The sequence below is a fragment of the Microbacterium jejuense genome (assembly GCF_019511665.1).
In the GTDB taxonomy this organism is placed as follows: domain Bacteria; phylum Actinomycetota; class Actinomycetes; order Actinomycetales; family Microbacteriaceae; genus Microbacterium; species Microbacterium jejuense_A.
This window is the reverse complement of record NZ_JAEUAW010000002.1, coordinates 174466-198411: the sequence shown is the minus strand read 5'-3', so window position 1 is coordinate 198411 and position 23946 is coordinate 174466. Positions and strand designations below refer to the sequence as shown.

Below are 23946 nucleotides of genomic sequence, written 5' to 3'. Positions count from 1 at the left end.
GAACTTCAGCCAGATTAGCCGAGGCCGAGCGGGTCACCTGTCGTGTGACCCGCTCGGCCTCGGCTCATGGCTTGGGAAGGGCGCCCGCCGTGACGGACGGCGACGGGTTCGGCGCCGGGGCCGCGGTGATCACTCCGCTCGCCTCGGCGGAGGGGCTCGTGCGCTCCTCGCCGTTGCCGTTGCCCGTGCACGTGACGGTGTAGCTCACGATCAGCGAGGCGCCGGCGGCGCCGGTCACCTGCACCTGGCCGCTGCGCTCGTTCGGGCCGAAGGCGGCCGTCGACTGGCCGGTGTTCGGGAACACGCCCTGCGTCGCGGTGAGGTTGTACGCGCTGACGCTTCCCGTTCCGGAGGGGCAGCTGTAGCCGGGCCACTGCACGGTGACCGTGCCGTCCTCCTCGATCGGCGAAGAGAGCGTGGGCGCTCCAGGCGCGCCCAGCTGCACCTGTCCGGCGTAGATCGTCAGCTCGATCACCGTGGCGAGCGGCACGTTGCCGGTCGGCGCGACGGCGTAGACCTTGCCCTGGCTGGCCGAGTCGGGTGCCGCGTTGCCCTCGGTGCAGCGCGCGCCGAATCCCAGCGCATCGAGTGCGGCGGACGCGGTGTCGCAGTCCTGACCGATGTAGTCGGCTGCGACGATGTTGCCGGTGGTGGCGGTCGGCGTCGGCGTGTTCGAGGGCGTCGCCGAGTGCGACGGCGTCGACTTCTCGGGCTCGGGCTCGCCCTGGTTCGCGACGATCGCCCAGATCGTGCCGATCAGCACGAGCAGCAGCAGGGCGATCAGTGCGATGAGCGGCCACGTCCACGGGCTGCGCTTCTTCTTCTCGCCCTCTTCGACGACCGCCTCTTCGCCCGGCGCCGGCATCAGCTTGGTCGCGGCGGACGTGTCGCTCGCGCCGAGCAGCTGCGTGGCGGCCTCGCCGGCGACGACGCCGCCCGCGATGGCGGGCACGGCCGCGGCGGCCGCAGCGATGTCGCCGCGACGCAGGGCCGTGGCCGCGCGCGCGACGGCGGCAGCGGAGGCCGGGCGCTCCTCGGGCTTCTTGGCGATCATCGCCATCACGAGGTTCTGCACGGGGGCTGCGACCGTCGCCGGGAGCGGCGGCGGCTGCTCGTTGATCTGCGCCATCGCGATCGCGACCTGCGACTCGCCCGTGAACGGACGCTTGCCCGCCAGGCACTCGTACGCCACGATGCCGAGCGAGTAGATGTCGGTCGCCGGCGATGCCGGGTGGCCGGACGCCTGCTCGGGCGACAGGTACTGCACGGTGCCCATGACCTGGCCGGTCGCGGTGAGAGGCACCTGGTCGGCGATGCGCGCGATGCCGAAGTCGGTGATCTTGACGCGGCCGTCGGGCGTGATCAGCAGGTTGCCCGGCTTGATGTCGCGGTGCACGAGGCCCGCGGCATGCGCGGCCTGCAGTGCCGCGGAGGTCTGGGCCACGACATCGAGGGTCTTGTCGGTCGACAGCGAGCCGTCGCGCTCGAGGATGGTCGACAGCGCCTCGCCGGGCACCAGCTCCATCACCAGGAACGCGCTGCCGTTCTCTTCGCCGTAGTCGAACACGCTGGCGATGCCCTCGTGGTTGACCAGCGCCGCGTGGCGGGCCTCGGCGCGGAAGCGCTCCAGGAAGCCCGGATCGCCCATGTACTCGTCTTTGAGGATCTTGATGGCGACGGTGCGGCCGATGACGTGGTCGGTCGCCTCCCAGACCTCGCCCATGCCGCCGATCGCTATGCGCGAGTCGAGTTCGTAACGGCCGCCGAAGGTCACGCCCTGCGTCGGTCTCATCTGCCCAGCACCGCCTCCATGACCTTCTTCGCGATGGGAGCGGCGATCGTGTTGCCGCTGCCCGACTGTCCTTGCCCGCCGCCGTCTTCGACGACCACGGCGACGGCGACCTCGGGGTTGTTCGCGGGAGCGAACCCGGTGAACCAGAGCGTGTACGGCTCGTTGCCCGTGTTCTCCGCCGTTCCCGTCTTTCCGGCCACGTCGACGCCGTCTATTCTTGCACCCGACGCCGCACCGTCACTGACATTCGCGACCATCATGGCGACCAGCTCGTCGGCCAGCGCGGTGTCGAGAGCCCGCCCGAACTCGGTGTCGTCGTAGGTCTTCTGCACCGACAGGTCGGGACCGATCACGCGGTCCACCATCCGGGGGTTCATGACGACGCCTCCGTTCGCGATGCCGGCGGAGACCATCGCCATCTGCAGCGGGGTGGCCGTGACCTGTCCCTGGCCGAATCCGCTGAGCGCCGTCTGCGCGTCGTCCTGGATCGTGCGCGGGTAGCCGGAGGCCGTCGAGGTCAGCGGGATGTCGAAGGACTGGTTGAACCCGTACTTCTCGGCCTCTTCGCGGATCGCGGTGTCGCCGAGCTCGACCGCGAGCTCGGCGAACGGGATGTTGCAGCTCAGGCGCAGCGCATCGGCCAGCGTCACGGTGTCGCCGGGGCCGCACGCGCCGCCGCTGGCGTTGTGCACGATGCTGCTCGACCCGGGCAGCTGGTACTGCGCCGGGTTGGGCAGCGTCGACTGCGGCGTGTAGTCGCCCGATGCCAGCGCCGCCGAGGCGACGACGAGCTTGAACGTCGAACCCGGCGGGTTGAGGTCGCCCGCGATGGCGCGGTCCGACAGCGGCTTGCCGGGGTCGGCCACGAGCTGGTCGTACGCCTGGTTGACGGCGTCGGTGTCGTGCGAGGCCAGCACGTTCGTGTCGTAGCTCGGGCTCGTCACCAGAGCCAGCACGCGGCCCGTCGACGGCTCGATCGCGATGATGCCGCCCTGCAGGTCGCCGAGTGCCTCGTACGCCGCGCGCTGCACGTCGGCGTCGAGCGACAGCACCACGTTGGAGCCGCGCGGCGGCTGGCCGGTGAAGATGCGCTCGACGCGCGAGAGGAACTGCGATCCGGCGGTGCCGCTGAGCTCCTGGTTCATCGACTGCTCGATGCCGGTGCCGGCGTTCGGTCCGAGGGCCGGGTTGATGTACCCCGTCACGGGCGCCCACATGTCGGCGTCGGTGTACACGCGCTGCCAGCTGTACACGTCGCCCGAAGGCACCGAGGTCGCGATGGCCGCGCCGCTCGCGATGATCGATCCGCGCTGCACCTCGAACGAGTCGTACAGCGACCGCCGGTTCGACGGATTCGCCGCGAGCTCGTCGCTCTGCACCACCTGGATCCAGCTGGCCGAGCCGAACAGCGCGAGGAACATGGCCAGCATCAGGATGCTGAGCCTGCGCAGCTCCTTGGTCATCCGATCACCACCCGGGGCCGGCTGCGGACGGCATCAGAGATGCGCAGCAGCAGCGCGACGATGATCCAGTTCGCGACGAGCGACGAACCGCCCGCCGCGAGGAACGGCGTGGTCAGGCCGGTCAGCGGAATGAGGCGCGTGACACCGCCCACCATGATGAACACCTGCAGCGCGATCGTGAACGAGAGCCCCGTCGCCAGCAGCTTGCCGAAGTCGTCCTGTCCGGCCAGGCCGATGCGGATGCCGCGGCTGGTGAACACCATGTACAGGCACAGGATCGCGAACACGCCGATGAGACCGAGCTCCTCACCCAGCGCGGGCAGGATGTAGTCGCTCTCCGACACGGGCGTCAGGTACGGCCGCCCTTGGCCGAGCCCCGTGCCGAGGAGCCCGCCATTCGCCATGCCGAAGATGCCGTTGACCAGCTGAAAGCTGGCACCGTCCATCAGGTCGGGGTTGAAGGCATCCAGCCAGATCGTGAAGCGGTTGCCCACATACGGAAGGAATCGGGATGCCACCCACGCGCCGCCCGCGGCCAGCACGACGCCGATGAGCACCCAGCTCGTCTTGCCGGTCGCCACATAGAGCATCGCCACGAACATGCCGAAGATGAGGAGGCCCGTGCCGAGGTCGCGCTGCATCACGATGATGCCGAGCGAGACGAGCCAGATCACGAGCAGCGGGCCGAGCTCGCGCGCGCGGGGCCAGGTCAGGCCCAGGAAGCGCGTGCCCGTCGACGTGAGGCTCTCGCGCGTGCGCACGAGGTACCCGGCGAAGAAGATGCCGAGCGCGATCTTGGCCAGCTCGCCCGGCTGGAACGAGAAGAAGCCGAGCGACACCCACACGTCGGCGTTCGCGTCCGTGCCGAGCCCGGGGATCACCGGGAGGATCAGCAGCACGATGCCGACCAGGCCGAAGATGTACGTGTAGCGGAACAGCACGCGGTAGTTGCGCAGGAACATCACCACGAGGATCGCGGCGACCAGCGCGATCGCCGCCCATGCCAGCTGCCGCGTCGAGAACGCGTCCCAGCCGTGGCGCTCGCGCGCGATGTCGATGCGGTAGATCATCGCGAGGCCGATGCCGGTCAGCAGCGTGGCGATCGGCACGACGAAGGGGTCGGCATCCCTCGCCCTCAGGCGCAGCAGGATGTGCAGCGCGATCACGAGCGCCGTGAGGCCGCCGCAGTAGACCAGGAACGTCCAGTCGATCGCGCCCAGCGCGCCGAGCTGCACGAGGGCCACCGCCGAGCCGTTGATCACGAACGCGAAGATCAGCAGCGCCAGTTCGCGGTTGCGGTGCGTCTGCGGCACGCGGATGCGCCGCAGCGCGCGGATCACGGCCGTGTCGGCCGACACCGCGTCGGAGGGCGTCGTCACAGGCGCACTCATCCGCTTCCTCCCGCCAGATCACTGATGTCGGCGACGATACGGCGCGCATCTTCGAGAGAGCTGGCCGAGATCGTCCCCACCACCGTCGCACGGGCGAAGTCCGACAGCGAATCGAGCGGGATCTCGGTGTCTTCGTACTTGGTCGACAGCGAGATGGGTCCCAGGTTCTGCTGCACGCCCTGGTAGATGACGACGGTGTCCTCGTCGGCGCCGACGAAGAACCGCGTCTGGGTCCACTGGTAGCCGATCCACACGGCGCCCGCGATGAGCACGAGCACGAGTGCCACGCCGGCGATCCAGCCGATGCGGCGGCGGCGGGAGCGGCGGCGATCCTCTTCGATGAGCTCTTCGAGGAACTCGGGCGCCGGCTCGAAGTGCGTGGGCTCGTTCGCCGCCTGGCGGTTGGGATGCAGCCAGCTGGCGCGGCGCGGCGCGGCCGCCGGCACCTCGACGCCCGCGGGATTGGAGGCCGAGCCGACGATCGTCGCGGTCCCCGAGAACACCGGGTGCTGCCCGCCCACGTCGACGATCACCATCGTGACGTTGTCGGGCGCGCCGCCGTCGAGCGCCTGCTTCAGCAGGATGTCGGCGGTGCGGCCCGGTGCCAGCCCCATGCCGAGCGCCTTGGCGGTGTGGGCGTCGTCGACGACGCCCGACAGGCCGTCCGAGCACAGCAGCCAGCGGTCGCCCGGCTGCGTGGGCATGATGAACGTGTCGAGTTCAGGATCGGGGTCCATGTCGCCGAGCACGCGCATGAGCACCGACCGCCGCGGGTGGTAGCGGGCCTCTTCGGGCGTGATGCGGCCCGAGTCCACGAGCCGCTGCACGAACGTGTGGTCGGTGGTGATCTGGGTGAGCGTGTCGTCGCGGTACAGGTAGATGCGCGAGTCGCCGATGTGCGCGATGACCGCGTAGTCGTCGACCATGATGAGCGCGCTGACGGTCGTGCCCATGCCGGCCAGCTCGGGCCGAACGTGCACCGTGTCGATCAGGTCGACCGCCGCTTCCGAGATCGCGTCGCGCAGCGCCTTCTCGGCTGCGGCCGTCGTGTCGTAGGGCTTGTCGAGCGGTTCCAGGCGGCTGATCGCGAGGCTCGACGCGACATCGCCGCCCGCGTGCCCCCCCATGCCGTCGGCGACGACGAACAGGTTGGAGCCGGCGTACCCGGAGTCCTGGTTGTTGGAGCGGACCTTGCCGGTATGCGAGATCGCAGTGCTCGAGCCCTGGAAGACCATGTGCGCGGGGTCCGCCCGCTACTTCCGCAGCTCGAAGGTCGTCGCGCCCACCTTGATCGGGGCGCCCACCTTGATCGGAACGGGCGAGGCCACGCGGGCGCCGTCGTGCCACGTGCCGTTCGTGGAGTCGAGATCCTGGATCATCCACTGCTCGCCCCACAGCACGAGGCGCGCGTGGTGACTCGACGTGTAGTCGTCGCGGACGACGAGGCCCGACTCGCTCGAGCGCCCGATCGTCAGCGGCTCGTTGCCCAGCGGCAGCTCGAGCCCGGCCTTGGGGCCGCTCGTGATGACGATGCGCGACACCGTCGAGGTGGTGGCAGGACCCCCGTCCACGTGCGGTGCGGGCGAGGCCGGGGCGGCCACGGGAGCCGTGACCGCCGACGCGGGCGCCCCGGCCGCGGGCGCTGCGGCGCCGGCAGCGGCGGCATCCGGCATCCTCCGTACCTTCACGCCGAACAGGTCGGCCCGCAGCGAGTAGACCACCGCGAACACGAAGGCCCACATCAGCACGAGGAAGCCGATGCGCAGCAGCAGGAGGGTGAGCTCGCTCATGCCAGCGGACCGCCTTCGCTGAGGTCGAATCGCCGCGTGGAGTCGTCGACGGATGCCGGCGGCCGCGGTGCGGCGGCCTGCGCGACGACGCGGAACACGATGTCGGTGCGTCCGATGCGCACCGTCGAGTCGGGCGGCAGCGCCGCCTCGGTGATCTTGCGGCCGTCGAGCATCGTGCCGTTCGTGGAGTTCATGTCGCGCACCATCGCGCGCTCGCCGTCCCACAGAATCTCGACGTGCTTGCGGCTCGTGCCCGAGTCGGCCACCGTGATGTCGGCGTCGCTGCCGCGCCCGATGACAGTCCGGGACTTGGTGAGCGGGATGCGGCGTCCCTCGACGTCGACGACGCCGCGCCAGGCGACGCGGCCGCCCTGGGCGGTCGTCGACTCGACGCGCAGCGTGCCGGTGCCGAGCTGGTCGTCGCGGCGGAGGTCGATCGTGACGGGCCCCGCGAACGAGTAGCCCTGCGCCTTGGCGTGCTTGTGGACGAGCGTGTCCAGCTCATGCGTGAGGGCGTCGCCGAGTGCCGACATCCGCTCGTCGTCGGCGGCCGACAGGCGCACCGTGAACGTGTTGGGGGCGAGGATGCGGTCGCGGCTGACCACAGCGGCCTTCTTGTCGAGTTCGCTGCGCAGGGCGGACGCGATCTCGACAGGCTGGATGCCGCTGCGGAAGGTCTTCGCGAACGCGCTGTTCACAGCGCGTTCGAGACCTTTCTCGAAGCTGTCAAGTAGTCCCACGGAGCTCCTCTTGAGGGGGGTGCCGGTTGCTACATGCTAATTGCACAGGCTGTACCCGTCATGGATCGTCTGGCGGATGAGGCGAGTTCGGTGTCACGGGATCGGCGTGATATCCTCGGGAAGTTGAGTTTCGCGGGTCCTCGGATCCGCGGCTCGCGCGAGTGGCGGAATAGGCAGACGCGCTGGCTTCAGGTGCCAGTGCCCGAAAGGGCGTGGGGGTTCAACTCCCCCCTCGCGCACAGAACGAAGGCCCCGGATCTCCGGGGCCTTCGGCGTTTGCGGCGCAGAGCCGCGCGGCTCGGACCGTGGAGGCAGCGCGGTCGGCGGCATCCCTCCCCGCGATGTGAGCACGCGCGGCACCCGGAGCAAGCACTCGCGCTGTCGAAACCGGCATCCGCTGCTGGTCCTGCGGGGCGCACATCCTTCGCGCTGTCGAAACCCGCATCCGCTGCTGAAAGTTCCGGGCGCGGATGACGATTTGGGCAGCGCAGAGGCGATGAATGGATGCCGGGGGCCGGGCACGCGCCGTGCAGACAGTCGATAGCGTGGGACCGTGCGGGAGTTGACGGCGGCCGGTGTCGAATTCGTCCGGGAGCGCCATCTCGGCACCCTCTCCACGATCTCGAGGCAGGGCGCCATCCATGCCGTGCCGGTCGGCTTCACGTTTCACGACGGCATCGTCCGGATCATCACGTCCCGCTCCTCGCAGAAGGTGCACAACGTCCTGCGAAACGGGACCGCCACGGTCAGTGCGGTGGAAGGCGCGCGGTGGATCGCCTTCCAGGGCACAGCCTCGGTCCACGACGACCTCGCAGACGTCGCGCGCGCGGTCGCACTCTACGCCGAGAGATACCGGCAGCCGCGCGAGAACCCGCAGCGGGTGGCGATCCACCTCGTCCCGACGCGGCTGATGGGAAGCGCCGGGCTCCTGGTCTGACGGTCAGGCGCCGTCGAGCGCCGGCGGAAGCGTGAACACGATCTCTTCCACCTCACGCCCGAGCCCGGGCGCGAAGTCGACGTTGCGCGACACCTCGGTGAAGCCGACCTTGCGCAGCACCGCGATCGATCCGGCGTTGTGCGCGGCCGCGCGGGCGTAGAGCGGGCGCACCGGCTCGTGCGAGATCAGCAGGCGCAGCGCGGCGGTCGCGACGCCCCGGCCCTGCGCGTGCCGGGCGATCCAGAAGCTCACCTCGCGGTCGCCGTCGACCGTGAAGGCGGCGGCGGTGCCGGCGAATCCGCCGTCCTCGGTGACGACCAGGCTGAGCACGTCGTCGCTCTCGCGCTGGCGCGCGATCCACGCGTCGAACGCCTCGCGGTCGTCGGGGTCCGAGGCGGTGAACGCGGCCATCTCGATCGACTCGCGGTCGCGCATCATCTCGAAGATCGCGTCGAGGTCGTCGTCGTCGATCGGTCGCAGGTCGATGTGGTGCACGCGGATCACGCTAGCCGCGGCATCCGACGTCGAAAAGAGCGGCCGCCGACGTGGCGGATCAGGGGAGTCCGTGGATGCCGCGCAGCAGCGCCTCGGCGCGGTCGCCGTCGCGCGCCACGAAGGCCTCGCGGAACTGCTCGTAGGCGGCGGTGCGGCCGACCGGGCACTCCAGGAAGGGCTGCCAGCCGACCATGTCGCGGCGGATCGCGAACTCGTACTCGCGCACGAACTGCAGGAGCGCGAAGTTGCCGGCGGCTCTGGTGATCACGGCGAAGAAGGCGTGACTCGCGTCGGCGAGGGCGACGGCGTCGTCGGCGCGGGAGGCGGCGATGACCTCATCGAGGCGCTCCAGGGCCAGCTGCAGCTCGTCGTCCTCGGCGCGCGCGGCGGCCATGCGCACCGCAAGCCCCATGTTGAAGGCGACGAGCTCGGCGGTGTCGGTCTGCCGATTGGGCTGCGACACCCGCGTGTACCGGTGCGGCGACACCTCGACCAGCCCGATGCGCTCGAGCCGCTGAAGCGCCTCGCGCACGGGCGTCCGCGACACGCCCAGCCACTCCGCGAGCTCCTGGTCGCGCAGCCGCTCGCCGGGGGCGAGCCGGCCGTCGAGGATCGCCTCACCCAGGCGCGTGTAGACCTCGTCTCCGAGGAAGGCGCCGCGCGGGACGAGCGGAACGAAGGGAGCAGTCATGGGTGGCACCAGTGTACGCCGGAGGATTCATCTGCATAGACCCGTTTTCGCCGCGGGATTCCGCGGAATCCGCCCCTCGCCCTGGCGCTGATATATCGGTACGATGTGCATGTCCACGCTTCGGCGTGGCCTATCCGGGGGGATCCGTCGACGCCCGGGCTTCGAGCACTGCTCAGCCCGGGCGTACGATGGGCGTACCCGAACCCTCATCGTCGCGTGCAACGTTTGTGTCACCATCCGACGAGGGTCTCGCCGTGCGCCCGCGACTTCACTACGTTGGAGTGAATCGCCGCAATCGCGACGAGATCAACGAAGAACGGCAAGTAATGGCAACGCAGGGCACCGTCAAGTGGTTCAACTCCGAGAAGGGATTCGGCTTCATCGCTCCCGATGAAGGCGGCGCAGACGTCTTCGCGCACTACAGCGCCATCGAGTCGAGCGGCTACCGCTCGCTCGAGGAGAACCAGCGAGTCGAGTTCGAGATCGCCCAGGGCCCCAAGGGTCTTCAGGCGGAGAACATCCGCCCGCTCTGAGTCGAGCGGACTGATCGCCTCGGCGATCAGTGGGCCGCGGCATCCCCCTCTCATGAGGGCGGATGCCGCGGCTTCAGCGCGCGTACGGCCCGGGTCGCAGCGGCACGTCGTCAGCGGCCGTCGCTGCCATCGCCGCGCACGAGTTCGAGGCCGGCGCCGGCGAACTGACGCAGGGTCGCGTCAGGGAGGAACGCGCGCGTGAGCGCCCCGCCGATGCGCGTGAGGTCGGCCTCGTCGCGATACAGCAGGTACAGGGTCTCGTAGCGCGGATGGAACTTCTCTTTGAAGCGGTGCAGCGAGCGGAAGCCGTACACCGGCTCGAGCGCGTCGGCCAGCCGATCGCTGAGCGCCGCGATCATGCCCGCGTCCGGCGGGTAGTCGTGCGCGAGCGGCGCGCCCGAGAGCGACATGATCTCGGCGCCCTCGTCGGAGAAGAGCTTCGCCGACGAGCCGATGAGGAACTCCATCACGGGTCCGAATCCGCCGTCGCGCCGGCGCATGAGGTCGAGCGTCCAGCCGCGGATGCGGCCGTGGCCGCCGAAGACGGGCAGCCACGACAGGAACCCGTCGATGTCGCCGTTCGGCGCGATCGCGAGGGCCAGCCGCACCTCGGGACTCTCGGCCTCGACGAGCGTGCCGAGCGTGAAGCCCATCTCGGGCAGGTCCTTCTCGCCGACCCACATCTCTGAGATGGCACGCAGCTGCGCCTGCACGCCCCACGGCTCGTCCTTCAGCCGCGTCATGCGGAACGTCATCTCTTCGCGCCCGGCGCGGTTGAGCGACGAGCGCACCGAGTTCCATCGCTTGCCGGTGAACTCCAGCCCCTCGAGGTCGACGATGGTGTCGTCGGCGACCACCAGGCTGCGCCACGTCGACGGCACGGCGGCCCGCGTGGCCTCGTTCGCGCTGAAGAAGCAGGGGACAAGCCCGGCACGCTCGGCGTCGTGGATGAACTCGGCGACCGACGCGGCACGCGAGGCCTCGGGTCCGAGCGGATCGGCGAGGGCCAGGGCGACCCCGGCGCGGCGCTGGTACGCCACGATGCCGTCGGCGGTGCGCGCGTACGCGTTGCCCTCCCACGTCGTCATCCACGAGAGCGTGCCGCCGCCGTCCGCGCGCAGCATGGCGATCACGTCGTCGACTCCGGGCGACGGCTGGCGCCCGATCCGTGAGCGGCGCCGCGCGCGGAACGCGCCGCGCACCCAGATCAGGTAGACGAACATCAGCAGCCACAGCACGCCGCTCGCGAGCGACAGCTCGGTCTCGCCGTCGATCGCGGACTCCAGCTGCCGTTCGCTCGTCACGACGATGAGCACGACCACCAGTGCGGCCGTGAGCATGTTGAGCACCGCCAGCACGATCGCGACGATCCACGACCACCGCCTGCCGCGCCGCAGCCCGTTGGCCACGAGGAGGATGACGACCGCGTCGAGGGCGACGTCCCAGAATCCGCCCGACGCGGGCTCGGTCGGGCCGAACGGGCCGTCGGTCGGCACGACCAGGGTGACGATCTCGACGGCCCCCAGGACGAGCACGGCCACGAAGGCGATGAGCCGCTGCTCGCGGATGGTGGTGCGCTGGATGCGCAGCGAGCGGTCGACGAAGAGGATGAGCAGCACGCCGAGGAGGTGCTCGAGGTCGGCCAGCGCACCCCAGAACAGCATCGTGACGAACACGTACCCGAGCAGCACGAGCCACGCCCGCACACGCCACGGGCTGCGGAACAGTCCGATCGCGGCGGCGATGCAGGCGAAGGTGCCGCCTGACGCCCCGACATCGAGGGCGGCGGCCTCCGTCGTGGCCCAGGCCCACGGCAGCAGGGCGAGAAGCCACACGAGCAGAGCCGTCGCGCAGATCGCGAAGAGCTGCCCGACCCAGTAGTAGGCCAGAGCGACGCGCGTGCCGCGGCGCCACTCGAGGTAGGCCATGCCCACGAAGCTCGTGAGGGTGAAGGCGTACACCCACGGCTGGTTCACGAAGAACGTGCCCGTGACGGGCGTCCACCACCGCCCCGCTTCGAAGGCGGGCAGCCCGTAGGCCACCGCCTCGAAGAGGGACGAGTTCTCGAAGGGCCGCCACAGTCCCTGCCAGACGACTCCGACCACGAGGATGACGCCGATCATCGCGAGCGTGCCGGGGATCTTCGCGACGACCGCGAAGACGCGGTTCGGCGCGCGGGTCTCGGTCTCGGTCTCGGTCACGTGCTCAGGTTAGCGAGGGGGATGCCGCCGGCCGAGGCCGACCGTGCGCGGCGGGCGTTTCGTCTCGCTCCTTCGTCGCTCGCTCAACGACCGGGTGTGGGGGTGGGGGATGCCGCCGGCCGAGGCCGATCGTGCACGGTGGGCGTTTCGTCTCGCTCCTTCGTCGCTCGCTCAACGACCGCGTGTGGGGGTGGGGGATGCCGCCGGCCGAGGCCGACCGTGCACGGTGGGCGTTTCGTCTCGCTCCTTCGTCGCTCGCTCAACGAGCGGGGGCGCACCCGGGGCCGGTCGTTGAGCGGAGCGCGCTCTGGCGCGCGCAGACGAAACGCCCGGGGCGCAGCGGAATCCGCGTCAGCGGCCCGGCGTCAGGCGGGCGTAGTCGGCGAGGGCCTTCGCGTCCTCGGCGTCGCGCAGCGCGCGGCGGGCGGCGTCGATCGCCGCGACGGGGTCGGCGGCCTGACGTGCCTGGGCCAGCTCGTGCTGCGCCGAGAGCAGCCTCGAACGCGCGTCGGCTCCCGCGCGCGAGTGTGCGATGGATGCCTCGGCCTGGGCGATCGCGCCGCGCGCGGCCGCGAGGGTGCCGGGCAGGGCGGTGCGGGCACCGCGCAGGCGCTGCTGCGCGGTGCGGGCGTCGCCGAGCGCGAGGTCGAGGCGGCCGCGCAGGCGGGCGATGGCGTCGACGGTGCGGGTGGGCCGGCGGGCGGCATCCGTCTCGACGCGCGTGAGCTCCGCCTCGACGGCGTGCAGCTCGGCGCCGAGCCGCTCGGCATCGGCGGGTTCGAGGTTCTGCCTCGTGTGGGACGCCGACGCCAGCGCGGCGCGTGCCGCGGCGATCTCATCGGGCACCGCCTGCGCGGCCTGCAGCACGAGCCGGTGCGTCTCTTCGAGGTTGCGCGCGTCGTTCTCGGCGCGGCGCAGCGCGCGCTCGGCCGCCGCGAGGTCGGGGAGGGCGCTCAGCGAGGGATCCGCGGCGCGCGCGCCGGCGGCGTCGAGCAGGCGCCCGGCCTCGGCGACCTCCGCCACCGCCGCGTGCGCCGCGTTCGAGGCATCCCGCCATTCCTCCTCGGCGAATCGCGACGACAGCTCGGCCACCAGCGCGGCCGGATCGCCCATCGTCGCGCGCAGCTCGGCGAGCCGGCGCCGCGCGGCCTCGATCTGCCCGGCGGCCGACACGTTCGCGCGCACCCAGGCGCCGTGCTCGGCGCGCGCGCTCGCGACCAGGCTCAGGGCTTCGCCGGCGCGGCGGTCGATGCGGGCGGCGATGCGGCTGATCTCTGCGGGTGCCACTCCGGGGGCGCTGATCGCTCGGTACTCCTCGAAGGCGTCGTCGCGCACGTGCTGGGCGGTCAGTCGTGCGCGGCGCAGCGACGCGGGGGCGTCCCCGCCGTACAGCGCGCCCGACAGCCCGACCTCGAGGTCGAGCTCGCCGACCTCGTCGTCCAGGCGCACGAGCGTCGTGCCGGCGTGGACGCGCGCCCGTTCGGCCGCGGCGCGGGCGCGGGGGGAGCGACGCGCCCGGCGCACGCCCCACACGAGCGCGGCGACGGCGATCGCCGCCACACCGAACACGACCACGGCCGGCACCAGCCAGCCGAGGAAGGCGGCAAGGGGCTCAGTCATCCGCGCCCTCGTGCGGGTCGGCGGCATCGCCGAACAGCAGCAGTGCGCGCAGCTGGTCCACGTCGTCGACGACCGCCTGAGCGCCCTCGGACTCGTGGGGCCAGCTGAATCCCCAGCGCACGAAGATCACGGGCACGCCGTGCTCGGCGGCCCCCTCGACGTCGTGGTGCCGGTCGCCGACGAGCACCGGGCGGCCCGTGTCGACGCCGGCCGCCTGCAGACGGCGGAGAGCCTCGGCCACGACATCGGACTTGCTGCTGAGGGTCCTCTCGTCGGGCGTCGCGCCGACGATGGAGATGAACGAGGTCGACAGGTCGAAGTGATCCATGAGCGCCACGACCTGCACCTCGGGCTTCGAACTGGCGGTGGCCTGCGGGATGCCGGCGGCCGCGGCATCCCGGATCAACTCGCCGATGCCCGGGAAGAGCCTGGCGCCCGCGGAATACCCTTCGGACTTGTTGAGGCCCCGGTAGAAGGTGACGGCCTCGGCCGCCTGCTCGGGCGTCATGCCGACGTTCACCTGGAACGACTCGAACATGGGCGGGCCGATCCAGTGGACCAGCTCGGCACGCGTCGGAGGACGCTTGCCGAAGTGCTCGAGCGCGATCGTGAGGCGGCGGAGGATCCCCTCTGACGCGTCGACGATCGTGCCGTCGACGTCCCACAGGATGCATGTCCACGGCGATCGGCTCGGCATGCCTTCCAGCCTACGGCGCGCCGGCCCGCCGCTCCGAGACGGAGCGGTGCACGCGGGCGAGCCGCGCCATCGTGCGCCTGAGCTCATCGACCTCGGCGGGCGACCAGTCGGCGAGCACGACGCGCAGGTTCGCCTCGGCGACCGCCATGATGCGCCCGCCGATGATCCGTCCGTCGTCCGACAGCGCCACCAGCACACCACGGTCGTCGTCGGGTGCCGGCACCCGCACGACGAGCCCCGCCTGCACCAGCCGGCCGACGATCTTGCTCATGTTGGTGGCCGTCATGCCCAGCGCGAGCGACAGCTCGACCGGCCGCATGGCGCCGTTGTACGACAGCTGGTTGACGACGAGGAACATCCCCATGTCGTCGACCGGGAACGCGACCCTCGCCATGACGTCGCGCCGAACCGCCGTGCTGTCGGCCCAGTGCACGATCGACGCGAGCGACAGCCGCAGGTCGAGCGGGTCAGGGGCGATCACCGGGCTCAGGTCGGCGGAGGCGTCGGTGTCGAGGTCGCCTCGGGCCATCGTGCTCTCGTTCCTGTCGGCGGTCCTGGTGCGCTCAGTCCTCGCGCAGCAGCCGGACCGGGCCGAGGAGGCCGTACTCGCGCACGATCGCGTGCTGCATGCGCTCCTCGCCTGTCAGCTGCGCCCCGATGTCGGGGACGCGCTCATAGTAGCCGCGGGCGCGCAGGCGGTTGTTGAGCGAGCTCGAGACGCGCACGACGACGTCGTTGCCGCCCGCGCGCAGATCGGCGGTCACGTCGACCACGGGATGCGCCGTGTCGAAGCCGCGCTCGGGTCCGTCGCCGATGCGCACCGAGCCGAGGCCGCCGCCGGTCGAGCCGAGGTCGAGGACGTAGCGCGCTCCGGCCGCGAGCTCGGGGACGGTGAGGCTCGCCCTGTATTCACCGACGCCCGACACGTCGGGGCCGACGGCGTCGAGGAGCGACCAGGGCTTCAGGGTGACCTCTCCGGCGTCGATGCGGGTGACCGCGGTGGTCGGACGCACCTCGCGCGTCTCGTAGCCGAGGCCGCGATCCTCGGTCAGCACCTCGGGCTCGCCGGCGTCCCAGCTCTCGACCGCGAGGCGCCACACCTCGGCGCGCGCAACCTCGACCGGCGCCGAAGCGGCGGAGTCCTGCGGTGCCGCCGAACGGTCCAGCACGACCACCGCGACCTCGCCCGGGGCGAGCGTCAGCTCGATGACGGTGCGGTCGCCCGCTGTCGTCGCGCCGCGGTGCGGGCGCAGGGCGCCCGTCCACGGGTCGAGGCGGTGGGCCGACCCGGTGCCGTCGAGCGCGATCCGGACGGTCGTGGGCTCGGTGGTCTCGTAGAGGAAGTGGTAGGCGTAGAGCACGGCCAGCCCGGCGTCCTCGCGCAGGTGCGTGAGCACATGCGGGTCGTCGTCGACGAACCGTGCACGACCGCCGGCGCCGAGGTCGTCCAGGGCGGCGACCACGCCGGACGGCGCTGCGACGCGGACGCCCGGCATTCCCCGCAGTTCCGTCATGATCGCGGCGAGCTCGTCGTCGCGGCCGTCGAGACCGGGAGTGGTGGATGCCGCCACCTCGTGCGTGCGGAACCGCCCGGCCAGCAGCGACTCGAGCTCGCGTGCGCCGTCGACGATCACGAGCCGCAGTCCGCGCCGGGCCCACGCGAGCAGGTGCGCGGCGACATCGGCGTCGAGCGTGCTCTGGTACACGAGGAGGGCGCGGTAACCGGGCCCGGAGGGCTGCACCTCGTCACCGTCGAACGACACGTCGTCACGCAGCAGCAGGGAGCCGTCGAAGAACTCGTAGGTGATCCCGGCGTCCTGCATGCCGAGGTCCTGCCACCAGTGGTTCTGGCGGTCGCGCATCCACATCGTGCCGTAGGCGACCTCGTCGGGGATGCGCTCGCCGTCGGGGCCGATCAGGGCCATGCCGATGAGGTTGTCGGTGAAGTGGTCGGTGCGCAGGATCCCGACGTCGATGCGCGGACGCCCACGGCGCAGGGCGTACTGCAGGCGGCCGATCGCCGCCGTCCACAGCGGGTAGAACTGCGACCCCGGCTGGCGCGTGTCGAATCGCTCCGAGAACATCGGCCACATGCCCTCGTGGCCGGGCCACTCGGTGACGCCCTCGGCCCCGGCGGGACTCGCCCAGCCGTGCAGCACGGTCTTCGTGATGCCGGCCGCGAGCTGCGTCGCGATGATCTGGTCGTAGAAGCGGTGGTCGAGCATGTGGTTGCGCGTGGTCGCCCCGGTCTCGGACGAGTACTGCTTGCCGAACAGGTGCGCGGGGCCCGCCATCAGCCGGTACGCGTCGATCTGAGCGCCGAACTCGAGCGACTCCGTCTCGATGCCGTCGACCTCCGGACCCGGACGGGTCAGCTCGAACGGCAGGCCGTAGCTGATCTCGGCGCGCAGGGTCATGCCCACCTCGTGCAGGAACGCGGCGAACGGGCGCAGCATGTTCTCGATGTAGAGGTCGGTGAGCGTGCGCACGTAGTCGAAGCGCACCTTGTCGACCGTGACGCCGTCGCCCTCGTCGGCCGGCTGGTGGTCGTAGACGGTCGAGACCGCCATGAACGGCGCCTGGCGCGTGAGGAACGGCAGCCACGGCACGATGTCGTAGCCACGGCGTGCGCGGAACTCGTCGGCCACGGTGAAGCCCCAGAACATGCCGCCCGCGCCGTACGTCGACAGCTCGAGCGAGTCCATGTACATCTGCGTGCGCGGGTTCTGCGCGATCTGCTCCCGCAGCGCGGGGGTGAGGACGACCTCGTCCCAGTAGGCGATGACGGCGTCCACTCCGTCGCGATCGAGGTAGTTGACGGTGTAGTTGACGCTCGCCGACGGGGATGCCGTCTGCCCGGTGCCGTGCACCCAGTAGGTGAACAGGCGCCACTCGCCGCCCTCGGGGTCGGCGGGCGCGGTCCACTCGAGGGTCTCGCCGTCGACGCGCGCGGTGAGATCCGTGAGGGATGCCGCATCCAGCAGCCCCTCGCCGGAGACGCGTGCGGCGACGACGGCCGCGAGGTGCTGGTCGCGGACGGTGCCGCGATGACCCGGGAGCGTCGTCTCGGCGATGGGCGCGTCGAGGTCGATGCGGGGGAGGGCGCCGGAGCGCGACTGCCCGGCGGCCAGCGTCTCGTGCACGACGTCGAGCTCCTGTGCTGCGGCACGCTGGTCGGGGTCGATCGTCGGAAGGTTCGCGTTGGACCAGTTGGTGCCCGACGTGAAGCTCACCGACATGCCGCGGCGCGTGGTCTCTTCGACGACCACCTGCGAGTCGTGGACCCATTCCTCGGCACCCCAGCCGTACCGCGCGTGGTCGATGGCCCCCTCGTCCATCGCAAGGAACTCCATCCCGCCGAAGCCCAGCCGGTGCGCGTCGTCGATCTCGCGACGCAGCGTCGCGTCGGTGTGCAGGCCCTCCGCGAGCCACCAGCGCAGCTCGGGACGGAATTCGATCGCGGGGTCGGCGATCTCACGCCGGAAGTCGTCGAGCGTCATTGCGCGGCATCCTCTCAAGAACCGTCTTGGCGACAGTATGTACTGTCAGCAGGACAGGACACAAGAGAGGTCGTCGCGGATCAGTCGCTGATTCGCCGGGACACGGTGGAGTAGCCGCCTCCGCCGGGGTAGTGCCACGCCCCCGTCAGGGTGTCGCCGTCCGCGCTGAACGTGCCCTCGTAGTACGCGGGCGAGCCCCGGCCGCCGCTCCATATGGTGAGGGTGTCGCCCGCGATCTCGTACGTGTACTCGAGCGTCTCGCCCTCGGAGAAGCCGTAGTAGCGCGACCGGATGTCGACGCTCGGCTGCTCGCCGTACTTCTGCTCGTGCCCGATGATCTCCAGCCCCCGGTTGCCGCCGAGGTCGACGTGCTGGAAGAGGAAGAACCCGCCCTCCGCCCACTCGTACCTCACGGTTCCTTCGGCCTCGCCCGACACCGACCAGGTGCCGACGAGCCTGTCGAGCGTCTTCAGGTCGGCCTGGGGGACAGCGCCCTGGCCGGGCTGCGTCGCGTCGTCCATGGGGAGCTCCTCTCGAACGCCATTATTGCACTGACAAGTGCAATAATGCACCTGTGAGTGCATGCCGTCAAGAGGTTGGGCGCCGGGAGCCCGCCCAGGAGTAGCGTGAGCGGAATGAAGCCCGATGAGCTCTGGATGGCCCAGGACGGCAACTTCCAGCAGGTGATCCCGAAGGGACCCGTCGCCCGCGCCGGCAGCTACGTCGGGGGAGTCGTCCTGCTGCTGCTCGGGCCGGCGCTGATCGTCGTGGTGGCGCTCGCGGGTGCCTTCGAGCTTCCGACCCTCATCGGCGGCATCGCGATCCTCGTGATCTCGGGCGGTTTCGGCGTCCTCTCGATGGTGTCGACCGCGCGCATGCAACGGCGCGTGCACCGTCTTGCGCGCAACGGGCGGCCCGCGACGGCGGAGGTGATCGCCGCCCGGCCCGCCGCCATCGGCGAAGAGACCGGCGTCGAGGTGACGGTGCGGGTCAGTGGGCCGGACGTGCCGGAGTTCGAGATGACCCACCGCAGCACCGAGAGCCGCATCGCCGCGCTCGGAGAGACGTTCCGCGTCATCGTCGACCCGGCCGACGGCGCGTACCAGATCGTCGGGTGAGGGACGTCAGAACAGGCGCGGCGCCCCGGACTCGATGCCCTTCATGCCCTCGTAGTCGAGCGTGACGCAGCGGATGCCGCGGTCGGCGGCCAGCACCTTCGCCTGCGGCTTGATCTCCTGTGCGGCGAACACGCCGGTCACCGGGGCCAGGTGCGGGTCGCGTCCGAGGAGCTCGAGGTAGCGGGTGAGCTGCTCGACGCCGTCGATGTCGCCGCGGCGCTTGACCTCGACGGCGATCGTGCCGCCCGCCGGGTCGCGCAGCAGCAGGTCGACCGGGCCGATCGCGGTCGGGAACTCGCGGCGCACGAGCGTCAGGTTCTCGCCGATCACGTCGACCTGCTCCGCGAGCAGGCGCTGCAGGTCGGCTTCGACGCCGTCCTTCTGCAGGCCGGGATCGAGACCGAGCTCGTGCGACGAGTCGTGCAGCACCTCGTAGATGCGCACGAGCAGCGCATCGCCGGTCTTGGCGTGGGTCACGCGCCAGTGCTCGACGACGCCGGCCGACGCGGACTCCTCGTCGGGGATCTCGACGTCGAGCCGGCACGGCGGGCTCATCCAGTTGAGCGGCTTGTACGAGCCCCCGTCGGAGTGCACCAGCAGCGAGCCGTCGCCCTTGTGCACCAGCAGGCGGGTCGCGAGGGGCAGGTGGGCGTTGAGCCGCCCGGTGTAGTCGACGGAGCAGCGGGCGATGACGAGACGCACCCGAAGAGCCTAGCCCGCGCCCCGGCGCTGCCGGCGGCCTGGCGTCTGTCGGCCGCGCCTCAGCTTGCCTGCAGGCTCGTCGGTTAGCGTGAACTCGTGTCGCATGCGCGACGACGGTCGACGCTGCGATCCTGACGGGTCCGGTGCCCGTCACCGCCCGCTCTCTGCCGCGGGCCCCAGTACCCGGCTCCTATGCCCCATCGCCCGGAGAGAACCGATGAACTCACGTCTGCCCGACGCGACCGTGCACATCCTGTCCAGCACCGTCGCCCAAGTCCACGTCGGCAGCGAAGTGGCGGAGGTCGTCGCCCCCGACACCCTCGCCCTGCGCGACCGCGTGGTCGAAGAGATCCGCCAGCTCGCGGCATCCGCCGGAGAGCCCGCGCACGCCACCCTCGTCGAGGGCTCCTCGCGCTGGCCCCTGGTGGTCCACCCCGACGGGACGTTCGCCGAAGAGCTCGAGGCCGCCGCCGTCACCACCGACGACGCCGGCGTCGCGCCCGTGTCGACGGCATCCGTCACCGCACCCACGCCCGTCTCTGCCGCAGCCGCCGCCGTGTCGCCGGAGACGGCGCCCCCGGCGCCGGCTCCCGAGGCGCGGCCCACCGTGCAGGACCTGCTCGAGTCACGCGCGGCCAGCGCGCGCCCGCGGGCGACCGAGGGCTGGCAGGCGGCCGTGCGGCGTGCGACCGGCGGGCTGATCTCGCCGGCGCCGGGTCGTGCCGAGCGCTCGCGGCTCGACCGCGAGAAGCGGGTCCAGCGCCGCCTCGACGCGCCCCGCACGATCGTCGTGCTGAACCCGAAGGGCGGTGCGCACAAGACGACCAGCACCCTGCTGCTGGCCGCGACGTTCGGCACGCTGCGCGGCGGTGCCACCCTCGCGTGGGACAACAACGAGACCCGCGGCACGCTGGGCTGGCGCGCGCAGAACGCGCCCCACCACCGCACCGCCGTCGACCTGCTCGAAGAGCTCGACGAGTCCTCGAACTTCCGCGGCTCGAGCCTCGCGGCCCTCGACCACTACGTGCGCACGCAGGTCGACGCCCGCTTCGACGTCCTCGCGTCCGACGAGGACGCCGCCGCCTCGTCGACGATCGACTCGGCCGCTTTCGACCGGCTGCACGCGCTGCTGCGCCGCTACTACCGCCTCATGATCGTCGACACCGGCAACAACATGCGCGCCTCGAACTGGGTCGCCGCCGTCGCCGCCGCCGACCAGCTCGTCATCGTGTCGACCGTCCGCGAAGACACCGCCGCCAGCGCCGCGTGGCTGCTCGACGGCCTTCGCGAGAAGGGCTTCGGCCGCAAGATCGACGAGGCCGTCACGGTGCTCACCGCTCCCTCCTCGCGGCCCGACCGCGCCCTCGAGGCGCGACTGGCTCAGCACTTCGAGCAGGTCACGTCGGCGGTCGTGAAGGCGCCGTTCGACCCCTCGCTGGTCGACGGCGGCCCCATCGACTTCGACGCGCTCGCGCCCGAGACCCGCGACGCGTGGCTCACGGTCGCGGCGACGGTGGCCGACCGGCTCTGACCCCGGCGGCGCGCGCCGTCTGAATCCCTGGTCTCGCGATGCCGGTGGCCCGGCATCCCGTCGATCCGGGCGTCCGGGTCAGTGGTGGCCGGCGCCGACCTTCGACCCTGCGATCGGCTTGGCCGCGCCCGAGGCGAGGCCCGACATCGCGATGAGGGCGACGATGATCCACAGCGTCGCGAGGATGCCGATCTGGTGGCTGATCCAGCCGAGCACCGGTGGGCCGCACAGGAACGCGAGGTAGCCGATCGTCGCCGCCGCCGAGACCGACGCCGCGGCCTTCTTCGGGTCGTCCGCGGCCGCCGACATGCCGAGCGGGAAGCCGAGCGATGCGCCGGCGCCCCACAGCGCGATGCCGACGAACGCCACCGGCAGGTTCGGGGCGAGGATGAACATGACCAGGCCGACGCCCGCAGCGATCGACAGGACGCGCAGCGTCCAGACCCGGCCGATGCGATCGACGAGCGGGCCGCCGAGGATGCGGAAGACGGTCATCGCCACCGAGAACACCGTGAGGGCGATCGCGCCGACGGCCTCGGTCTGGCCGTGGCCGTCGACCATCGCGATCGTCAGCCAGTCGTTCGCGCTGCCCTCGGCGAACGCCATGCCGAGCATGATGGCGCCGATCGCGTAGGTGCGCGGGTCGCGCCACACCGACAGCAGCTCGGCGAACCGGTCGCGGCGCGAGACCTTCGTGGTCGGGTCGTCGTGCACGATCTCGCGCGTCGGCACGGCCGTCAGCGAGAAGAGCCCGGCGATGAGCACAAGGGCGGCAGCACCCCACAGGTGCCAGGCGACGCCGACGTTCCAGGCCGCCATCGCGATGCCGATGCCGGCGCCGGCGACGGTGCCGAGGCTGAAGAACGCGTGGAAGAGCGGCATGAGCGTCTTCTCGAACGACTGCTCCACGGCGGCCGCCTCGACGTTCATCATTACGTCGGTGGCGCTCATGCCGACGCCCATCAGCACCATCGCCACGCACACGACTGCGTAGGACTGCAGGAACTGGACGCCCAGCCCGGCGACCAGGCCGCCGGCGGCGAACGTGATGATCGTCGCGAACATGCCGCGCCGGGCGCCCCAGCGCGCCACGATGACGTTGGCCAGCGACAGGCCGACGATCGACGCCGCGCCGCTGACGAACAGCAGCACGCCCAGCTGCAGATCGTTGATGCCGAGGTCCTGCTTGACGGCCGGAAGACGCGACGCCCATGACGCGAAGCCGAGGCCGGTGACGAAGAAGATCGTGAAGATCGCGGCACGCCAGCGCACGAGCTGGGTACGGGTGAGCGCGGTGTCCATCCGCACAGGCTACCGAATCGATTCGGAGTTTCCCGAATCGATTCGGAAGGATGCCGGGCACGGGCTACGATCAGGACGACATGAGCCGTCACGACCCCGGCACGCGCCGTGCCACGATCTCGGACGTCGCCCGCGAGGCCGGCGTCTCGCCGTCGACCGCGTCGGTCGTGTTCAGCGGCAAGACACCGGTGTCGGACGCGACGCGCCGCCGGGTGCTCGACGCCGCCGCCGCGCTCGGTTACACGGGCCCCGACCCCCGCGCCGCCTCACTCCGCCGCGGCCGCTCGGGCATCGTGGGCGTGGTCTTCGAGGAGCACCTCGGTCAGGCGTTCCTCGATCCCGTGAAGACGCTGATGATGGACGGCCTGGCCGACGCCGTGGGCCCGCTCGGCGCGGGACTGCTGCTGCTGCGCGACCACGAGCCCGCCGGCAGCGACGCGGCGCAGGCGGCCGGCCCGTCGCTCACCACGGCGCCCCTCGACGCCGCGGTGCTCATCGGCTGCAGCGGCATGCTGCGCGAATCGCTCGAGACGGTGAAGGCACGCGGCATCCCGGTGGTGGTGATCGAGGGCGACGCCGGTGGCGACGTGCCGCGCATCGACCTCGACAACCGTGAGGCGCAGCGCCAGCTCGCCAGCCACCTGCGGGCGCTCGGCCACCGCAGGGCCGCAGTGGTCACGCTGCCCGTGCGGGTGGACTGGGAGCGCGGCTGGATCGGCGACGACACCGCGATCACGGTGGACGTGACGCGGGATCGACTGGCCGGCGCACTCGATGTCTTTCCCGACGCCCCGGCCTACGCCGCTGCCGGCAGCTTCATCGACGAGGGCCTGGCGGCCGGGCGCGAGATCTTCGCCGACCCCGACCGCCGCCCGACCGCCGTCATCGCACAGAGCGACCTGCTCGCCGCGGGCGTCGTGCGCGCCGCCGAAGAGGCGGGGCTGCGCGTGCCCGAGGACGTCAGCGTCACCGGCTTCGACGGCATCGTGGTCGATGGCCTCGCGCCCTACGAGCTCACGACCGCCGTGCAGCCCGCGGCCGACAAAGGCCGCGCCGCGGGCGCGGCCGTCGCCGCGATGATGGAGGGCCGGCCCGCGGCATCCATCCGCTTCACGTGCACATTCCGCGAGGGGAATACCACCGGCCCCGCGCCGGGTTCCGCCGCTCGTTGAGCGGAGGGCGCTCTGGCGCCCGCAGACGAGACCGGCGTGGCCCGGGCCGTCCGTGCGGTCGTGGCGTTTCGTCTCGCTCCTTCGTCGCTCGCTCAACGGCCGGTGTGGTTCCGGTCGTTGAGCGGAGGGCGCTCCGGCGCCCGCAGACGAGACAGGGCGTGGCCGGGGCCGTCCGTGCGGTCGTGGCGTTTCGTCTCGCTCCTTCGTCGCTCGCTCAACGGCCGGTGTGGTTCGGTCGTTGAGCGGAGGGCGCTCTGGCGCCAGTAGACGA

21 protein-coding genes and 1 tRNA gene are annotated in these 23946 nt (G+C 71.3%); 6 read left to right on the top strand and 16 right to left on the bottom strand.

The window, feature by feature from the left end; all coding sequences use genetic code 11:
• Window positions 1-64: 64 nt before the first annotated feature.
• The 6 genes from JNB62_RS02855 to JNB62_RS02830 are packed head-to-tail and all read right to left on the bottom strand — an operon-like array spanning window position 65 to window position 7176.
• Complete coding sequence (locus JNB62_RS02855) at window positions 65-1792, bottom strand: serine/threonine-protein kinase (protein ID WP_220299368.1); 1728 nt, start codon at window positions 1790-1792, stop codon at window positions 65-67.
• A complete protein-coding gene (locus tag JNB62_RS02850) occupies window positions 1789-3255 on the bottom strand; it encodes a peptidoglycan D,D-transpeptidase FtsI family protein (RefSeq protein ID WP_220299367.1) in 1467 nt (488 codons plus the stop codon). The genes JNB62_RS02855 and JNB62_RS02850 overlap by 4 nt, the downstream gene beginning before the upstream one ends.
• A complete protein-coding gene (locus JNB62_RS02845) occupies window positions 3252-4646 on the bottom strand; it encodes an FtsW/RodA/SpoVE family cell cycle protein (protein WP_220299366.1) in 1395 nt (464 codons plus the stop codon). The genes JNB62_RS02850 and JNB62_RS02845 overlap by 4 nt, the downstream gene beginning before the upstream one ends.
• Complete coding sequence (locus JNB62_RS02840) at window positions 4643-5881, bottom strand: PP2C family protein-serine/threonine phosphatase (RefSeq protein WP_220299365.1); 1239 nt, start codon at window positions 5879-5881, stop codon at window positions 4643-4645. The genes JNB62_RS02845 and JNB62_RS02840 overlap by 4 nt, the downstream gene beginning before the upstream one ends.
• Before the next feature lie 18 nt (window positions 5882-5899).
• Entirely contained in the window at window positions 5900-6436 is a 537-nt protein-coding gene (locus tag JNB62_RS02835; protein ID WP_220299364.1) for an FHA domain-containing protein FhaB/FipA, read from the bottom strand.
• Window positions 6433-7176: an FhaA domain-containing protein gene (locus JNB62_RS02830; protein ID WP_220299363.1), complete on the bottom strand. Its 744-nt coding sequence runs from the start codon at window positions 7174-7176 to the stop codon at window positions 6433-6435. The genes JNB62_RS02835 and JNB62_RS02830 overlap by 4 nt, the downstream gene beginning before the upstream one ends.
• A gap of 155 nt (window positions 7177-7331) precedes the next feature.
• On the opposite strand from JNB62_RS02830, the gene JNB62_RS02825 reads away from it, so the two are divergent.
• Together JNB62_RS02825 and JNB62_RS02820 are read left to right on the top strand one after the other, a co-directional pair.
• Window positions 7332-7415: transfer RNA gene (locus tag JNB62_RS02825), tRNA-Leu, on the top strand.
• Window positions 7416-7729: 314 nt separating this feature from the next.
• Window positions 7730-8113, top strand: coding sequence for a pyridoxamine 5'-phosphate oxidase family protein (locus JNB62_RS02820; RefSeq protein WP_220299362.1), 384 nt, complete (start codon window positions 7730-7732; stop codon window positions 8111-8113).
• 3 nt (window positions 8114-8116) lie between these two features.
• Here JNB62_RS02820 and JNB62_RS02815 read toward each other — a convergent pair whose 3' ends face one another.
• Both JNB62_RS02815 and JNB62_RS02810 read right to left on the bottom strand, forming a co-directional pair.
• The gene (locus JNB62_RS02815) at window positions 8117-8608 is read right to left on the bottom strand and encodes a GNAT family N-acetyltransferase (RefSeq protein ID WP_220299361.1); all 492 of its coding nucleotides are present in this window, start codon (window positions 8606-8608) and stop codon (window positions 8117-8119) included.
• A gap of 58 nt (window positions 8609-8666) precedes the next feature.
• Complete coding sequence (locus JNB62_RS02810; protein WP_220299360.1) at window positions 8667-9299, bottom strand: GntR family transcriptional regulator; 633 nt, start codon at window positions 9297-9299, stop codon at window positions 8667-8669.
• Between the two features lie 326 nt (window positions 9300-9625).
• On the opposite strand from JNB62_RS02810, the gene JNB62_RS02805 reads away from it, so the two are divergent.
• The gene (locus JNB62_RS02805; RefSeq protein ID WP_018173742.1) at window positions 9626-9832 is read left to right on the top strand and encodes a cold-shock protein; all 207 of its coding nucleotides are present in this window, start codon (window positions 9626-9628) and stop codon (window positions 9830-9832) included.
• 110 nt (window positions 9833-9942) lie between these two features.
• Here JNB62_RS02805 and JNB62_RS02800 read toward each other — a convergent pair whose 3' ends face one another.
• From JNB62_RS02800 to JNB62_RS02775, 6 genes are all read right to left on the bottom strand, one after another.
• Entirely contained in the window at window positions 9943-11955 is a 2013-nt protein-coding gene (locus tag JNB62_RS02800) for a bifunctional lysylphosphatidylglycerol flippase/synthetase MprF (RefSeq protein WP_220299540.1), read from the bottom strand.
• Between the two features lie 429 nt (window positions 11956-12384).
• Window positions 12385-13653 carry a hypothetical protein gene (locus JNB62_RS02795; protein WP_220299359.1) on the bottom strand — a complete coding sequence of 423 codons (1269 nt, stop codon included), beginning with the start codon at window positions 13651-13653 and terminating at the stop codon, window positions 12385-12387.
• Entirely contained in the window at window positions 13646-14350 is a 705-nt protein-coding gene (locus JNB62_RS02790) for an HAD hydrolase-like protein (protein WP_220299358.1), read from the bottom strand. The genes JNB62_RS02795 and JNB62_RS02790 overlap by 8 nt, the downstream gene beginning before the upstream one ends.
• Before the next feature lie 10 nt (window positions 14351-14360).
• Entirely contained in the window at window positions 14361-14879 is a 519-nt protein-coding gene (locus JNB62_RS02785) for a MarR family winged helix-turn-helix transcriptional regulator (protein WP_220299357.1), read from the bottom strand.
• Between the two features lie 34 nt (window positions 14880-14913).
• Window positions 14914-17850: a glycosyl hydrolase gene (locus JNB62_RS02780; protein WP_220299356.1), complete on the bottom strand. Its 2937-nt coding sequence runs from the start codon at window positions 17848-17850 to the stop codon at window positions 14914-14916.
• Between the two features lie 80 nt (window positions 17851-17930).
• Window positions 17931-18371 (bottom strand): hypothetical protein, encoded by a 441-nt coding sequence (locus JNB62_RS02775; protein WP_220299355.1) that lies wholly within the window; start codon window positions 18369-18371, stop codon window positions 17931-17933.
• A 114-nt stretch (window positions 18372-18485) separates the two neighbouring features.
• On the opposite strand from JNB62_RS02775, the gene JNB62_RS02770 reads away from it, so the two are divergent.
• Window positions 18486-18968: a hypothetical protein gene (locus JNB62_RS02770; RefSeq protein WP_220299354.1), complete on the top strand. Its 483-nt coding sequence runs from the start codon at window positions 18486-18488 to the stop codon at window positions 18966-18968.
• 6 nt (window positions 18969-18974) lie between these two features.
• Here the strand turns inward: JNB62_RS02770 and nucS are convergent, their stop codons facing one another.
• Entirely contained in the window at window positions 18975-19670 is a 696-nt protein-coding gene (gene nucS, locus JNB62_RS02765; protein WP_220299353.1) for an endonuclease NucS, read from the bottom strand.
• A 217-nt stretch (window positions 19671-19887) separates the two neighbouring features.
• Here nucS and JNB62_RS02760 point away from each other — a divergent pair, with 217 nt between their 5' ends.
• A complete protein-coding gene (locus JNB62_RS02760; protein ID WP_220299352.1) occupies window positions 19888-21201 on the top strand; it encodes a MinD/ParA family ATP-binding protein in 1314 nt (437 codons plus the stop codon).
• A 78-nt stretch (window positions 21202-21279) separates the two neighbouring features.
• Here the strand turns inward: JNB62_RS02760 and JNB62_RS02755 are convergent, their stop codons facing one another.
• A complete protein-coding gene (locus JNB62_RS02755) occupies window positions 21280-22503 on the bottom strand; it encodes an MFS transporter (protein WP_220299351.1) in 1224 nt (407 codons plus the stop codon).
• Window positions 22504-22583: 80 nt separating this feature from the next.
• On the opposite strand from JNB62_RS02755, the gene JNB62_RS02750 reads away from it, so the two are divergent.
• Window positions 22584-23675 carry a LacI family DNA-binding transcriptional regulator gene (locus JNB62_RS02750; protein WP_223230890.1) on the top strand — a complete coding sequence of 364 codons (1092 nt, stop codon included), beginning with the start codon at window positions 22584-22586 and terminating at the stop codon, window positions 23673-23675.
• Window positions 23676-23946 lie beyond the last annotated feature (271 nt).

Coding starts and splice junctions, on each gene's coding strand:
- JNB62_RS02855 (WP_220299368.1), bottom strand. CDS start 1,792: ATGAGACCGACGCAGGGCGTGACCTTCGGCGGCCGTTACGAACTCGAC.
- JNB62_RS02850 (WP_220299367.1), bottom strand. CDS start 3,255: ATGACCAAGGAGCTGCGCAGGCTCAGCATCCTGATGCTGGCCATGTTC.
- JNB62_RS02845 (WP_220299366.1), bottom strand. CDS start 4,646: ATGAGTGCGCCTGTGACGACGCCCTCCGACGCGGTGTCGGCCGACACG.
- JNB62_RS02840 (WP_220299365.1), bottom strand. CDS start 5,881: ATGGTCTTCCAGGGCTCGAGCACTGCGATCTCGCATACCGGCAAGGTC.
- JNB62_RS02835 (WP_220299364.1), bottom strand. CDS start 6,436: ATGAGCGAGCTCACCCTCCTGCTGCTGCGCATCGGCTTCCTCGTGCTG.
- JNB62_RS02810 (WP_220299360.1), bottom strand. CDS start 9,299: ATGACTGCTCCCTTCGTTCCGCTCGTCCCGCGCGGCGCCTTCCTCGGA.
- JNB62_RS02805 (WP_018173742.1), top strand. CDS start 9,626: ATGGCAACGCAGGGCACCGTCAAGTGGTTCAACTCCGAGAAGGGATTC.
- JNB62_RS02800 (WP_220299540.1), bottom strand. CDS start 11,955: ATGATCGGCGTCATCCTCGTGGTCGGAGTCGTCTGGCAGGGACTGTGG.
- JNB62_RS02795 (WP_220299359.1), bottom strand. CDS start 13,653: ATGACTGAGCCCCTTGCCGCCTTCCTCGGCTGGCTGGTGCCGGCCGTG.
- JNB62_RS02790 (WP_220299358.1), bottom strand. CDS start 14,350: ATGCCGAGCCGATCGCCGTGGACATGCATCCTGTGGGACGTCGACGGC.
- JNB62_RS02785 (WP_220299357.1), bottom strand. CDS start 14,879: ATGGCCCGAGGCGACCTCGACACCGACGCCTCCGCCGACCTGAGCCCG.
- JNB62_RS02780 (WP_220299356.1), bottom strand. CDS start 17,850: ATGACGCTCGACGACTTCCGGCGTGAGATCGCCGACCCCGCGATCGAA.
- JNB62_RS02775 (WP_220299355.1), bottom strand. CDS start 18,371: ATGGACGACGCGACGCAGCCCGGCCAGGGCGCTGTCCCCCAGGCCGAC.
- JNB62_RS02770 (WP_220299354.1), top strand. CDS start 18,486: ATGAAGCCCGATGAGCTCTGGATGGCCCAGGACGGCAACTTCCAGCAG.
- JNB62_RS02760 (WP_220299352.1), top strand. CDS start 19,888: ATGAACTCACGTCTGCCCGACGCGACCGTGCACATCCTGTCCAGCACC.
- JNB62_RS02755 (WP_220299351.1), bottom strand. CDS start 22,503: ATGGACACCGCGCTCACCCGTACCCAGCTCGTGCGCTGGCGTGCCGCG.
- JNB62_RS02750 (WP_223230890.1), top strand. CDS start 22,584: ATGAGCCGTCACGACCCCGGCACGCGCCGTGCCACGATCTCGGACGTC.